Source organism: [Clostridium] aminophilum DSM 10710, assembly GCF_000711825.1.
Classification (GTDB): domain Bacteria; phylum Bacillota; class Clostridia; order Lachnospirales; family Lachnospiraceae; genus Clostridium_R; species Clostridium_R aminophilum.
Window position 1 is genome coordinate 48498 of sequence record NZ_JONJ01000001.1, and the last position, 13132, is coordinate 61629.

The following is a 13132-nucleotide window of genomic DNA, read 5'->3' on the forward strand; positions in this document are numbered from 1 at the left end:
ATCAAACACAATTAACGGATATGAAGCGCATCGGACAGCACACATCTTCTCTTTCGGCAGAAGGAGCGGGCACTGGTCAGGCCTTCGCCGGTCGGTCCGGCGATGGTAAATGTCGTATGTCCTTCGCCGCCGACACCGATTCCGGCATAAGACGGGTTATTCTTTACGAAAATGGTGGTCTCCAGAAGTTTTGCCATTCTGGTCAGCTTGTCGACATTCTTCGAGTGCATCATCGCCGTATGGCGGTTTCCGTGTTCGGCGATATACGCCTCGTCAATCGCCTCATCCACATCCCTGCAGCGGACGATCGGAAGGATCGGCATCATCATCTCCTCGGTGACAAGGTGATGGTCCTTCTTTGTCTCCATGATAATGACACGGATATCATCCCCGACGCTGATGTCGAGCTTATCCAGAATGTACTTTGCGCTCTTTCCGACAAATTCTACCTTCGGCTTACCCTTTTCATTGGTGACAAGCGCGTCCAGACGCTCGATGAGATCGCGGTCCGTGATCTCGTACGCGCCGTTCTGCTTCATGCAGTGAATCAGGTAATCGGTGATGGAATCCACGGCAAAGACTTCTTTTTCCGCGATGCACGGAACGTTGTTGTCAAAGGAGCATCCGTCCACAATATCCTTTGCCGCCTTCTCGATGTCCGCGGTCTCATCGACTACTACCGGCGGATTTCCTGCTCCGGCGCCGATGGCTTTCTTTCCGGTGGACATAACTTTCCGGACGATGGCCGGACCGCCGGTTGCTACCAGCATTCTGACTTTCGGATGTTCACACATGATGTTGGTATTCTCAATGGACGGCTCCCGGACAGTCGTGATCAGATTGGCCGGTGCACCGGCTGCCTCCAGCGCCTTGTTCAGAATGTTCACGAGAAGATGCGATACCTTGGTTGCTCTCGGATGCGGGCTGAAGACAACGGTATTGCCGCCTGCGATCATAGAAATCGAATTACAGATGATGGTCTCGGTCGGATTGGTGGTCGGCGTGATGGCACCGATGACGCCGAACGGGCAGTACTCGATCAGTGTCAGTCCGTGGTCTCCGGTGATTGCTTCCGTGATCAGATCTTCGGTTCCCGGCGTCTTCACCGCTGCCAGACGGTTTTTGATGAGCTTGTGCTCATACCGTCCGATTCCGGTTTCCTCGACGGAAAGCATGGAGATCATCTCCATATTCTGCTTGTCGAGCACCGCAGCACGGATCGCGTCGCAGTATTTCTGGCGTTCTTCCATCTTCGAGAACAGAAGCTTTTTCTGTGCTGCCGCCGATGCCTCGATGGCATCGTTCATCGTCTCAAAGATGCCGTAGTTTCCCTGCTTTTCCGGAGCAGCGCAGCACGCCTTCGGTGCGGACTCCGCCGTCACCTCCGCAACTGCCTTCCGTACCATTTTCTCAATTACATTTACATCGATTTCCATGTTAAAAACCCCTTTCTACATCCTTCCTCTGTATTTTTGGATATTCTCCTCGTTCCGCACGCTGTTCATGGCAATTCCCAGCGGCGTTACCAGAAGCGGCTGATTGGACTTGATCGTCTGAATGCCGAGTTCCTTTTCAAACACGTCGGTGAACTCGCGGAAGCTGCACGCGCCGCCGACCACATAGACCGCCGGCACCTCGTAGCCCGTGAGGAACCGCTTCACGATGGAAGCCATCTTCTGAATGACCGGTTTTACAATCGGGAAAATGTCCGCTTCCCGCGCCGGATCTTTTTTCATCGCTTCCGCTTCCTCGATGGACACGCCGTAGTAGCCGGCGATGACCAGTGTCATATGCGTTCCGCCGGTCGGCTCGTCTGCGGTGTAGATGACCTTCCCGTCTTTCAGAATGCTGATCCCCGTCGTACCGCCGCCGACATCGACGACCGCGCCGTCCGTGATCCCGAGAACCGACGCGGCTGCCGTCGGCTCATCGACGATATTGACCACGTCAAATCCCGCGCCCTCGACCACATTGGAGATGGCTTTCACACTGCCGGACTCCACACCCGGCGGAATAGCGCAGGACGCTTCGGTCAGTTCTCTTCCGATGACCGCTTCCACCTTCGCTTTCAGATTGCGGACAATCCGGATTGCCCCCATGTAATCCACCACGATGCCGTCCTTCACGACCGAGGAAGGAAATGTCGCGCCGGCCACCGGTTCATTGTCCCCGTTCACCACCGCGAGAACGATATTCGCGGTTCCGAGGTCCACGCCGGTTTTCAGCCCGCCGTCGGATAAATTCCCGGTCTCCTCTTCCACCAGCGCAGCGAATGAATCCAGAACACCTTTTTGTATAATCACTCTCTCAGCCCCTCATTATCTCTTCGCAATCACCACGTAGTCTTTGTTTTTCAGCGAGCAGGCGTTCGCCTCGTCCATATCCACATGCATTTCCAGCGCAAATTTGTCGGAAACCCGGACCAGAACATTGCCCAGAACGCCTTCTCTCTCGCCAAAGGTTTCCACATCCACGATGTCCTTGTCTTTGACGCCCATACGCTCCGCATCCGCCGGTGTCATGTGAATGTGGCGGAGTGCCACGATCGTTCCCTGCGGCATCTCCACGGTCCCCTTCGGTCCGATCAGCGTCAGGCCAGGCGTTCCGTCGAGATGACCGGACTCTGTGATCGGGGCCCGGACGCCAAGCTTGAATCCGTCGGCCAGCGAGATCTCCACCTGACTTTCCGGCCGGATCGGCCCGAGAATTCTCACGCCCTTAAATTCGCCCTTCGGCCCGCGGACCGTCACGGTCTCTTCCGCCGCAAACTGTCCCGGCTGGCCGAGATCCGATTTTTTCGTCAGCTCATAACCTTTTCCGTAGAGGACATCCAGATCTTCTCTGGATACATGTACGTGTCGATTTGAGACACCGATGGGAATCTTAAACCGGTCATAATATTTCAGCTGCTCCATGACTTTTTCCACAACCCTGGAGATCAGCTGTTCCTGATTTGCGAGATCCTTTTCCATGTTACTTCTGTACTCCTTTCCGAAGAAATCCCCCATACAACTCTCCCAGTGCCTTTCTCCGAAGCACTTCCGCGAGGTCCGTCTTCTCCCAGCCGAATTCCTCCGACCGGCCGAAATGTCCGTACGCCGCGGTCTTCCGGTACTGCGGTCTTCTCAGATCCAGTTTTCGGATCATCCCCGCCACCGAAAAATCGAAGACCTCCGTCACGATGTTCTCGATGATCCGTCGGTCCAGATGCTCGGTTCCGAATGTCTCCACCGTCACCGCCTCCGGCCGGATCTGACCGATCACATAAGCGATGGCGACCTCACACCGTTCGGCCAGTCCCGCCGCCACAATGTTCTTTGCGGCGTATCGGGCCATGTATGCGGCCGACCGGTCAACCTTGCTCGGATCCTTCCCGGAGAAGGCGCCGCCGCCGTGTTTTCCGATGCCGCCGTAGGTATCGACCATAATCTTCCGCCCGGTGAGCCCCGTGTCTCCCATCGGGCCGCCGATGACAAAACGTCCCGTCGGATTGATAAAGATCTTTTCCGGCGGAAGAAGCTCCGCCTCCGGAACAACCGGAAGAATGACTTTCCGGATCAGGGCTTCCCTCAGATTCTGCGGGTTTACACCTTCCTCATGCTGCGCGGAAACGACCACACTCTCCACGGATACCGGTGTCCCGTCCTCCGCATACGACATGGTGACCTGCGCTTTCCCGTCCGGGTAAAGACCCGGGACGGTTCCGTCCTTCCGGACCTCCGCCAGCTGACGCACCAGACCGTGGGCCAGCTCGATCGTCTTCGGCATGAGATGAGCGGTCTCCCGGACGGCATATCCATACATGATTCCCTGATCTCCGCCGCCGATCACTTCCATTCCGTCCGCCGACCGGTTTACGCCCATCGCGATGTCCGCAGACTGTACATTGAGGTTGGTCAGAACCAGACACCGGTCCGCGTCGATTCCGGCTTCCTGCGAAGTATATCCGATCTCCCGCATCACCTCCCGGGCGATCGCCTCGGCATCGATCCGGGCTTTCGTCGTGATCTCTCCGGCAATCATCACCGTATTCTTCGACGCCATCGTCTCCACCGCCACGTGTGATCGCGGATCCTGCGCCAGGCAGGCATCGAGGATGGCATCCGAGATCTGGTCGCACAGCTTATCCGGATGTCCCTCGGTCACCGACTCGGAAGTCACATAATGTGTTGTCATCGTCTCACCCCTCTTATCTTTCCTTTTGTATGTTTTCTTTTCCCGCCGCACCGGCCGTCTCATTCACCGGATCCGTTCCGCAGCGCCGCTATCTTCCCTTTTGAAAAAAGATGTCATGCCGCACGTTTTGTCGCAGCTCGCTTGTCTTATTGCGGTTTGGTTTGGTTCATTTCGTTATTATTTGTTATTTTTTATTCTATGTATAGTATCTATTTTCCTATTTTTTAATTATTTTATGTTATAAAATGCCCCTTGATGCTCTAAGCTCGTTTTTTCAGGAACAAGGGGCATGTTCCGACTGATTGTCAACGGTTGGATTTGGCGTTCCGGGTTCTTCACCCTTCTGCGCTGGAGATGCGCTCACGCAAATATAGATTTTCTGTATTGCTGAATGGTTTTGTGTTCATACTTCTTGAACACCTTGCTGAAGTAACTGCTCTCGCTGTATCCGAGACGCTCCGCCACCTCCGCGATGCTTGAATTGGTAAAGAAGAAATAATTCTTTGCGATGTGAATCTTCCTCATGTGAAGATATTCCATCACACTCACCTGAAACTGGCTCTTGAAGATCCGGCTGAGATAACCCTGACTGATCGCGCACTCTTCGGTGATTTTCTCCAGACCGATCTCGGAGTAAATGTTGGCCTCGATAAAATCAAACACGCTCTGCAGCACCGGATAGCGCTGGACGCTGTTCTGTCCGAACACATAATTGATGACCCGGAACAGCCACATTTCGCCGACGACCTTCTCGGTCAGAAACTCGGTATTGATCGGAAACAGCTTTTTCACATCCGGCATTTCCGTCTCATCCATATTGACGGACGAGATCAGCCGATGTCCGATGTATCCGAAGATCTCTTTCAGTTTTCCCGGATCCTCGCCGTACTGGCGGTAGATCTGCGCCACCACATCTCCGATGCTGTAGTACATCTTCCGGAAATCTTTCTCCGCGACCATCTCCTGAATCTGATTCAGATAGTAGTTCGCATCTCCCTCACGATCGGTCTTATACGTCATCAGAATCCGTTTCAGTGTCTGGAACGTCACCAGTTTCATCACATATTCCCGGACCTGAAGCTGTACGGCTTCCTTGGCGAGTTCAAAATTGGAATAGGCGGAAAAAATGTAAATGACCACATCCGGATCCATCTTCCGGATCTCGCGGATCGCGTCAATTCCGTTCATCCCCGGCATAAAGATATCCATAAAGACAATATCCGGCTTATAACGGCAGTAAAAGTCCACTCCCTGCTGGCCGGTGACCGCCTCCGCGCAGACTTCAAATCCGTCTATTTTCCCGATCATGACCTTAAATGCCTCGCGCATGATGCGGTCATCGTCTACGATTAGGATTCGATACATTTTGTCTGACCCCTTCATCCAGATACTTCGGATACCGGATACAAACCCTTCGGCCTGTTCCTTCTGTCACTTCCGTCGTCACATCATATTCTCTGCCGAAGAGAATCCTCATACGCCGGCTCATCACTTCCACACTCTGGGATACGCCGCAGCTGTCGTTATTGTCCAGCCGCCCGTAGATTTCCTCGAACTGTTCATTCGTGTAACCCGGGCCGTCGTCCTCGACATAGATGACCACATCCTCGCCGTCTGTGCCGACACGGACCAGAACGGTTCCGCCTTCTTCTTTCAGACCGACGCCGTGAATGATCGCCTGCTCCACAAAAACAGGAAGCGTGTTGGACGGAATGCGCTGCATTCTCATGTTTCCCGGAAGTTCGATGGAATAATTCAGCCGGTCTCCCATCCGGATCTTCTGAATCTCCAGGTAAAGCTCGACGTTGTCCAGCTCCTTCTCCATCGTCCAGAAATCACTCCGGTCCAGATACAGCGACTTCATATACTCGGAAAACTTGATCGCCGCCTCACTGGTTTCTTCCGCCCCCTCCACAATCGCCAGGTTCGCGATGGAAGTCATTGTGTTGATGATAAACTGCGGATGTCTCGCATAATTCATGCTTGAGATTTCAAGACTCTTCAGCTTGTTCTGATAACGGAGTTCATCGATTTCGCGCTCCAGTTCCTCGATGTCCCGTTTCTCATCCCTGCTCTTTTCAAACTTCGCCAGCTCGCTCTCCGTCAGCTGATTGATGATCATCGCCGCCAGATCGACCACATTGATGAACTGGTCATAAGTGAGTTTTGTCATCTCATCCTGCAGTTCGTAGTCGATGTTGGCTTCCTGCTGAATATCCGGCCGCATCAGAATCTTATCCAGATGAACGACTCCCTCAGGGGCGTCATGACAGACAACCTGCCCGCCGATAAACCCGCCGAGGTAATGTCCCCGGACGATCAGCGGAATCGCGACCTCCAGAAGTCCGCACGGGCAAAAATACACGCTCGGTTTCTTCCGGATCGTTCCCTGAACGGCTCCGTACGCGTCCGACGACCAGCAGATCTGCTCAGTGACCGGATTCTTCCGCATACACCAGCAGAACTTGGAAAAATACGTGGCTTCCGTTACGGGTTCCCCCTTAAAATCCACCGTAACGAATGCCAGTCCCGTCACTTTCGAAATAGTTCTCTGGATGTCTTCCAGCTTTTCTTTGCCGAATAAATGCACAATGTCAAATTGATTGAGGTCTACCGGACTATGCTGCTTTTCGGCCCTTACGGGTGGACAAACATCCGCGGTGCTTTGCGCATCCGCAAAGTTGCTGCCTTCAGAATAGATTTGTCTCTTCATTCTCTAACCACTCTCTCAGCCCAAAAGTTGTATGAATTAATTTTCTCAATTAAATTATTCTATCATAGCTGTAAGACATCCTCAACATCGCACTGATCAAAACGCCAAATTGCGGTATCGGAACACATATCTTTCTGTGCATTTTTCCATATTTCTGTGCTTTTTTCCATCACTGACTCCGGTCGGATTCCCGCTTCGGCAAATGTCACCGGAATCTTCATTTCCATCTGGCAGCTCCGGATCTTTTCGCACAGAAGTGTCACCGCCTCGGAATCGGAGTGCTCTTTTCCGGCCAGATTCAGTTTTCTTGCCAGAACCGCGTACCGCGCTCTCATCTCACAGACGTTGGAATTCTTCCGGATCACATTGATCAGGATCAGAGAATTTGCCAGTCCGTGCGGAATATGGAAGATTCCGCCCAGCTGATGTGCGATCGCGTGGTTCATGCCGAGACCGGCGATATTGAACGCACTTCCCGCCAGATTCGACGCCTCCTGCATCCGGCTTCTGGCCTCCATATCGTGTCCGTCCGCGCAGCACCGCTTGAGATAACCGAAGACATATTCCACAGCCTTCTCCGCCAGTGCATCCGAGTACGCGTTCGCATTTCGGGATACATAAGCCTCCAGCGCATGGGTCAGAACATCCATCCCCGTGTTCGCCGTCACCGACGGAGGAACCGAGCAGGTGAGCTGCGGGCAGAGGATGACTTCATCGGGGAGAATTTCGTCATCGACGATGGGATGCTTGATCTTCGTGTCCGGGTCCGTGATTACCGTGACCGAGGATACCTCCGAGCCCGTTCCGCTGGTGGTCGGAATCGCGATAAACCGCACACCGTCCGTAAACCCGCTGAACTTGGCAAAATAGATGATTCCCTTTGCCGTGTCGATCGCCGATCCGCCGCCGAAGGCAATGATGATATCCGGATGAATGTTGCCCATCAGTGCCACGCCCTTCGCCACCGCGCTCAGCGGCGGATCCGGCACCACATCGCTGCAGAGCACCACCCGGTTGGAGCGGTCCAGCTGTTCCGTGATCCGGTCGATGGTGCCGTTGTCCACCAGAAATGTGTCCGAGATGATCCAGATTTTTTTCTTCTCGAATTTTCGCAGCCTCTCCAGGGAGTCCTCACCGGAAAATACTCTCGTTTTGATATAAACCTGATTCATGATCTGTTCCTTATCTGATTGAAAAACCGTTCGTCATCATGCACTTCCGGCGCCGCGCGAAGTGCCGTGCGCTGACCGCTCCCTCGCCGGTCGTGTTCGCCACCATCATCGAGCACGGTCCTTTCATCCCGGTTACACCGATGGCCGAAAGCGCCGGTCCGTTTTTGATAAACACGCCTGTCTGGAGTTTTTTCGCCGCCTCATTCAGACGGTCAATGCAGGTGGAGTGAATCGACGCCGTATGGCGGTACCGCTGTTCGATCTCCAGCATCTTCTGAAGTCCCTCTTCATAGTTTTCCACCCGGACCAGTCCGAGAACCGGAATCTTCAGTTCTTTGGTCACGAGAGGTGCCTCTTCGTCCGATTCGAGAAGAATCAGGCGCGTTCCCTTCTCCGCCCGGATGCCGGCTCCGCTTAGAATCTCCTCCGCCGACCGTCCGATCCATTTTTTCCGGAAGGAACCGTCCTCCGCAAAAAGAAGCGACAGAATCTCGTTCATCTCCGCCCGGTCGCGGATCACACGGGTTCCGTTCCGCTCGAGCTCATTCTCCAGCCGGTCCGCGATACTGTCCACCGCGAGAACCGACTTCTCGGAAGAATGCATGAGATTGTGGTCAAAGGACGCGCTGAGCGCAATGTCCCGGGCCGCTTTCCCGATGTCCGCCGTCTCATCGACCAGCGTCACCGTATTGGCACAGCCCTCGCCGATTACTTTTTTCCCGCCGGTCAGCGCCTTCCGCAGGAAGTCTTCATCCGCTCCGCATACAATCATATCGATGTCCGGATGATGGATCACTTCCTCCGTCATGGCAATGTTGCTCTCATCGAGAGAGACCACGAGATTGTCGATACCGCAGATCTCCACGATCGTCCGGCTGATCAGGCTGGTCACATAATTCGAAGTCCGGATGGCTCTCGGATGCGGGCAGATGAACACCGCATTTCCTGCTGCCAGCATCCCGATCACGTGACTGATCAGGGACGCCGCCGGATTCTCCAGCGGTTCCATCGCGCAGACGATGCCGAATGCGCTCAGCTCATAGAGCGTCATGCCCCGGTCTCCGGTCCGGACTTCCGTGATGAGATCCTCGAGAGCCGGTGTTCTCCGGATTGCGGCAAGAAGTTTTTTCTTTTTGTCGACCGCGCATCCCATGCCGGTTTCCTTCACGGCGAGAAGCGCGATCACATCCGCCTGTTCTTCCAGGCGATGCCGGATCCCGTCGATGATGTCCTCACGGTCTTCCAGTGAAAGTTCCGCATATCGTTCATACGCACTCTTTACCGAACGGATCGCGTCGTTGATCGACGGAAAAATGCTGACTTCCATACGTTTTCCCCCATCCTTTCCTCAGGCGCCGGACGTATCCACGCTGTCGATAATTCCGATCACCGCCATATCGATCGTTTTGCCTTTTTTGTCTTCATCCACCCGGACGGAGGAACCGGTCGCACAGAGCACAAATTCTCCGATTCCGCAGCCGACATAGTCCACTGCCACCTTTTCCGCCTCGAGGTAATTTCCCTGCGCATCGACTCTCCGCACGATCATCAGTTTCGTGCCTTCCAGCGATTCGTCTTTGCGCGTCGCAACCACGTTGCCGATCACTTTAGCAAGAATCATGACGAACTGCCTCCTTTTCCGGATCTGCCTTCTGCGCTCTTCTTTGCGGATTTCCCTTTCTTGGAACGCCGGTCATGAGAAGTCTTAGCCTTCACCGTCCCGAATTCAGCCGGCTCTGTCTCCTTTTCTTTCTCAGGTTCTGTACCGGATTCTGTCTTCTCTCCCGCGGGCTTATCTTCTTCCGCTGTCACGGGCGCAGCCTCCGGAGTCTCTGCCGGTTCTGCCGGGTCCTCTGTCGGAACCGCCGCTGCCTCTTCTACCACCGGCGAAACCAAAGTTTCCGCCGGCTCTTTCGAAACCTCCGCCGACTCTGCCGGAATCTCTGTCGGCTCTTCCGGAGCTTCCGCCTTTTCCTTATCTTCAGCCGGTGCCGCAGTCTCCGCAGCTTGTTCCGCCGCGTCTGCCGCTTCCGGCGCTATTTCCGTATTCGCCTCAACCGATGCCGGAGGAATCGGATCCTCTTTCGGGGAAGACGGTCCCGGATCATCCGTAGGGCAGAAGAACTCTGCCATACTGTCTGCCGGGCGCGCGATCACGGAAGCTGAGATCAGATTGCCGAACCGGATCGCCGACGCTTTTCCCGCATCGACTGCCGCTTTCACCGCACCGACATTGCCGATGACCTTGACGGTCATATAACCGCCGCCGCGGGTATTCTCAAGCGCAAGCAGCCTTACATTGGCAGCCTTCGCCATGACATCCGCCACTTCAATGGCCGTCGATATGCCTCTCGTCTCCACAAGTCCCAATGCCTCCCGCATGGTTTCACCTCTCTTTTTCATCCATCTGAATATCGATTCCGTATTCCAGAAGCCGGCGGACGTACTCCAGAACCTGCTTCTGATAGGGTTCCGGCTCATTGCCGGTGAACGGATCCAGGCCGTTCTTCGCAACGCTCACCGGAACATTTTCTTCCAGTGCGCGCTGAACGATTCTGACCTCGTCCGTGTCCGGGATGCACAGCGCACATTTTGCCAGAATCTCTCTCGGCATAACCGGGAAAATGATTCTGTCATACGGCAGAGGCCGCTTCAGAACCTGACGCATCTCGATGATTTTTCTGCTCTCGCTGCAGACCATGCTCCCGATCGTCTCATCATTGATCTGATCACGGGAAAGCGCCGTCGTGATCTCGCAGTCCCCGCCCGCATTCAGCGCGCGGAGCGTTTCAAGAAAACGCGCGGCATCTTCTCCGGCCAAAACGACCAGGACGCTCTCTTTCTTTTCTCTCTGTCCGGAAAGCTCCAGTGTGAGTTCCATAACCCGCTCCACCAGTTCCCGGAGAAGGTTTTCATTGATTTCCATGGGGCACCTCCTTCATCCTCCGGAAGATTCCGAAGACGGAGGCAGTGCGAACACTGCCCCCTGCTCCATTCCCCACAGATTATTCACCTAACTTGGACGGGATAATCTTCTCGGTATCCATGTGCGGACGCGGAATTACGTGGATGGAAACCACCTCTCCGACTGCTCTCGCAGCAGCCGCACCGGCATCGGTTGCAGCCTTCACCGCACCGACATCACCGCGTACCATAACGGTAACCAGTCCGGATCCGATCTTCTCGTATCCGCACAGAGTTACATTTGCGGCCTTAACCATCGCATCGGCAGCCTCAATCGCTCCGACTAATCCGCGAGTCTCAACCATTCCTAACGCATCTGCATTCATTATTTTTCCTCCTTAGACTGTGATTAAATATACGGCTCTGTTGTGGACTTCGGCTCATCGCCCAGCGCTCCGAGAAGTTTCTTTCCTACCTCGATTGCTGCACGAACCGCCTGTCTGACAGCTCCTGAATCCCCTGTGAAGGTGAGGATTACCTCGTTTGAATAGCTTGTTCCGCCGTTGCCCGGTGAAGAGTAGCCGATGACCTCGACATTCGCCGCTTTCACTGCGGTATCGGCAAGAACTGTTCCGATGGCTGCCGGGCCGGCGCAGGTCATTCCCCATGCCTTTCCGAGTGTTGCGCCCATCGCCTTCTCGAGGCAGTAGCTCGCTCTCGCGGTGTACTGGAACTCCAGATGGCCGGCCTCATTGCCGTACACATCGCCGAAATATTTCGGCAGAACATTCAGCGCGATCTCAACCGCTCTTCTTGCATCGGACACATCCTCCGCGCCGATGTAGATCAGGGAGCCGTGGCCTGCGCCGCCCTTGGTATCTCTCGGAAGCTCAACCGAGATCACCTGCGTGTTGGTTGCCTTTACGGCCTCATCCACTGCCATGATCTGCGGGCCTGCTCCGGTACGTCCACCGATGATTCCGATGGAGCGGTACTTTCCGAGATTCATCTTCTCAACCAGAAGCGGATCGACACTTGCGATGACAAGACCGATGGTGTCTCCGGTGGAAATGCCGACAAACTCGGTCAGGCCCACGCCGTTCACGCATCCGTCACTCGCCGGAGCGGTGGATGATGCGCTGGCAGATGCCGTTTTTGCCGCAAGTTCGCTGGTGACCTGCTTCATCACTTTTTCAATTAACTGCTGATCCATTGTTTCCTCCATTTCTTTTTTATCCGATCCGGCAGGTTACGCCGGTTTCTTCGACTGCTGCTTTCAGTGCATCGATCTCGTCACCGGTCAGGGTACTGACACCGTGCATCTGATATTCGCGCCCGAGCATTTTGTACTTGTTCTCGCCCAGCGCGTGATACGGCAGAAGATTGACGCCCATGAGATGATCCCGGTTCAGCGTTTTTGCAAATTCCGCGATTTGCCGGATCTCCTCCGGTTTCTCGTTGAACCCCGGGATCACCGGAACCCGGACCATAATCTTCGTGATCTCCGATACAAGCTTTACGCCCTTCAGGATCTGAGTATTGGGGACGCCGGTAAAATGCTCGTGTTTTGAGGAGTCCGTACTCTTGACGTCCGTCAGAGCCAGATCCACATGAGGTAGCACGTCCCGGATCACCTCTTCCGACGCACATGCGGTCGTCTCAATGGCGGTGTTCCATCCCTGCGCGTGCGCTGCCTTCAGGAGTTCCCGGGTAAACTCATGCTGTACCAGAGGCTCGCCTCCGGAGACGGTCAGTCCGCCTCCGGAACGGCGATAGTTGGTACTGTCTTTCTTGAGTTCCTCGATGACCTCTGCAACCGTCATCCTCTTTCCCTTCAGAATCAATGCGCCGACCGGGCACACCATGGTACATTCTCCGCAGCCGGTACACCTATCATGATTGATCATTGCCGGGTTTTCTTTTCCGATCGCACCGTTCGGACACGCCCCGATGCAGCGGCCGCAATGGATGCATTCCGCAGCATTGAACATGACAACGGTTTTGGGGAGCTGCGATTCCGGATTCGAACACCACTGGCACCTCAGAGGACAGCCGTTCAAAAAGACAATCGTACGAATACCCGGACCATCATTCACCGAAAAGCGCTGAATATCAAACACCAGTCCTTCCAATTCATAATTAATCTGGTCCATGTACCTCTCTCCTG

At 54.6% G+C, this 13132-nt stretch carries 14 protein-coding genes; all 14 read right to left on the reverse strand.

All coding sequences use genetic code 11. The annotated features are described in order from the left end of the window. Positions 1-11: 11 nt before the first annotated feature. The 14 genes from BR86_RS0100235 to BR86_RS0100300 all read right to left on the reverse strand — a co-directional run bounded on the left by BR86_RS0100235 (position 12) and on the right by BR86_RS0100300 (position 13118). Positions 12-1436, reverse strand: a complete 1425-nt coding sequence (locus BR86_RS0100235; protein WP_031471022.1) for an aldehyde dehydrogenase family protein — start codon at positions 1434-1436, stop codon at positions 12-14. Between the two features lie 15 nt (positions 1437-1451). After that, positions 1452-2303: an ethanolamine utilization protein EutJ gene (eutJ, locus tag BR86_RS0100240; RefSeq protein WP_031471023.1), complete on the reverse strand. Its 852-nt coding sequence runs from the start codon at positions 2301-2303 to the stop codon at positions 1452-1454. A gap of 15 nt (positions 2304-2318) precedes the next feature. After that, positions 2319-2915, reverse strand: a complete 597-nt coding sequence (pduL, locus tag BR86_RS0100245; protein WP_408644129.1) for a phosphate propanoyltransferase — start codon at positions 2913-2915, stop codon at positions 2319-2321. A gap of 58 nt (positions 2916-2973) precedes the next feature. Next, positions 2974-4176 (reverse strand): methionine adenosyltransferase, encoded by a 1203-nt coding sequence (gene metK / locus BR86_RS0100250; RefSeq protein WP_051684511.1) that lies wholly within the window; start codon positions 4174-4176, stop codon positions 2974-2976. Positions 4177-4536: 360 nt separating this feature from the next. Continuing rightward, entirely contained in the window at positions 4537-5541 is a 1005-nt protein-coding gene (locus tag BR86_RS0100255; RefSeq protein ID WP_031471026.1) for a response regulator, read from the reverse strand. Beyond that, positions 5513-6889 carry a sensor histidine kinase gene (locus BR86_RS0100260; RefSeq protein ID WP_051684477.1) on the reverse strand — a complete coding sequence of 459 codons (1377 nt, stop codon included), beginning with the start codon at positions 6887-6889 and terminating at the stop codon, positions 5513-5515. Before BR86_RS0100260 ends, BR86_RS0100255 begins: the two co-directional genes overlap by 29 nt. A gap of 62 nt (positions 6890-6951) precedes the next feature. Further along, positions 6952-8061, reverse strand: a complete 1110-nt coding sequence (locus BR86_RS0100265) for a 1-propanol dehydrogenase PduQ (protein ID WP_031471028.1) — start codon at positions 8059-8061, stop codon at positions 6952-6954. Between the two features lie 10 nt (positions 8062-8071). Continuing rightward, positions 8072-9388, reverse strand: a complete 1317-nt coding sequence (locus tag BR86_RS0100270; RefSeq protein WP_031471029.1) for an aldehyde dehydrogenase — start codon at positions 9386-9388, stop codon at positions 8072-8074. A 21-nt stretch (positions 9389-9409) separates the two neighbouring features. Then, complete coding sequence (locus tag BR86_RS0100275) at positions 9410-9682, reverse strand: EutN/CcmL family microcompartment protein (protein ID WP_031471030.1); 273 nt, start codon at positions 9680-9682, stop codon at positions 9410-9412. After that, positions 9679-10443, reverse strand: a complete 765-nt coding sequence (locus BR86_RS16420; RefSeq protein WP_051684478.1) for a BMC domain-containing protein — start codon at positions 10441-10443, stop codon at positions 9679-9681. The genes BR86_RS0100275 and BR86_RS16420 overlap by 4 nt, the downstream gene beginning before the upstream one ends. Before the next feature lie 4 nt (positions 10444-10447). Then, positions 10448-10987: a hypothetical protein gene (locus BR86_RS0100285; RefSeq protein ID WP_031471032.1), complete on the reverse strand. Its 540-nt coding sequence runs from the start codon at positions 10985-10987 to the stop codon at positions 10448-10450. Between the two features lie 79 nt (positions 10988-11066). Next, entirely contained in the window at positions 11067-11351 is a 285-nt protein-coding gene (locus BR86_RS0100290; RefSeq protein ID WP_031471033.1) for a BMC domain-containing protein, read from the reverse strand. A 23-nt stretch (positions 11352-11374) separates the two neighbouring features. Continuing rightward, a complete protein-coding gene (gene pduB / locus BR86_RS0100295) occupies positions 11375-12178 on the reverse strand; it encodes a propanediol utilization microcompartment protein PduB (RefSeq protein ID WP_031471034.1) in 804 nt (267 codons plus the stop codon). A 19-nt stretch (positions 12179-12197) separates the two neighbouring features. Further along, positions 12198-13118, reverse strand: coding sequence for a glycyl-radical enzyme activating protein (locus tag BR86_RS0100300; protein WP_031471035.1), 921 nt, complete (start codon positions 13116-13118; stop codon positions 12198-12200). Positions 13119-13132: the final 14 nt, after the last annotated feature.

Bases quoted from the DNA above. Each gene is read 5' to 3' on its own strand.
- BR86_RS0100300 (WP_031471035.1), bottom strand. From the start codon at position 13,118: ATGGACCAGATTAATTATGAATTGGAAGGACTGGTGTTTGATATTCAG.
- BR86_RS0100255 (WP_031471026.1), bottom strand. From the start codon at position 5,541: ATGTATCGAATCCTAATCGTAGACGATGACCGCATCATGCGCGAGGCA.
- BR86_RS0100275 (WP_031471030.1), bottom strand. From the start codon at position 9,682: ATGATTCTTGCTAAAGTGATCGGCAACGTGGTTGCGACGCGCAAAGAC.
- metK (WP_051684511.1), bottom strand. From the start codon at position 4,176: ATGACAACACATTATGTGACTTCCGAGTCGGTGACCGAGGGACATCCG.
- BR86_RS16420 (WP_051684478.1), bottom strand. From the start codon at position 10,443: ATGCGGGAGGCATTGGGACTTGTGGAGACGAGAGGCATATCGACGGCC.
- BR86_RS0100260 (WP_051684477.1), bottom strand. From the start codon at position 6,889: ATGAAGAGACAAATCTATTCTGAAGGCAGCAACTTTGCGGATGCGCAA.
- BR86_RS0100285 (WP_031471032.1), bottom strand. From the start codon at position 10,987: ATGGAAATCAATGAAAACCTTCTCCGGGAACTGGTGGAGCGGGTTATG.
- BR86_RS0100270 (WP_031471029.1), bottom strand. From the start codon at position 9,388: ATGGAAGTCAGCATTTTTCCGTCGATCAACGACGCGATCCGTTCGGTA.
- BR86_RS0100290 (WP_031471033.1), bottom strand. From the start codon at position 11,351: ATGAATGCAGATGCGTTAGGAATGGTTGAGACTCGCGGATTAGTCGGA.
- pduL (WP_408644129.1), bottom strand. From the start codon at position 2,915: ATGGAGCAGCTGAAATATTATGACCGGTTTAAGATTCCCATCGGTGTC.
- BR86_RS0100265 (WP_031471028.1), bottom strand. From the start codon at position 8,061: ATGAATCAGGTTTATATCAAAACGAGAGTATTTTCCGGTGAGGACTCC.
- pduB (WP_031471034.1), bottom strand. From the start codon at position 12,178: ATGGATCAGCAGTTAATTGAAAAAGTGATGAAGCAGGTCACCAGCGAA.
- BR86_RS0100235 (WP_031471022.1), bottom strand. From the start codon at position 1,436: ATGGAAATCGATGTAAATGTAATTGAGAAAATGGTACGGAAGGCAGTT.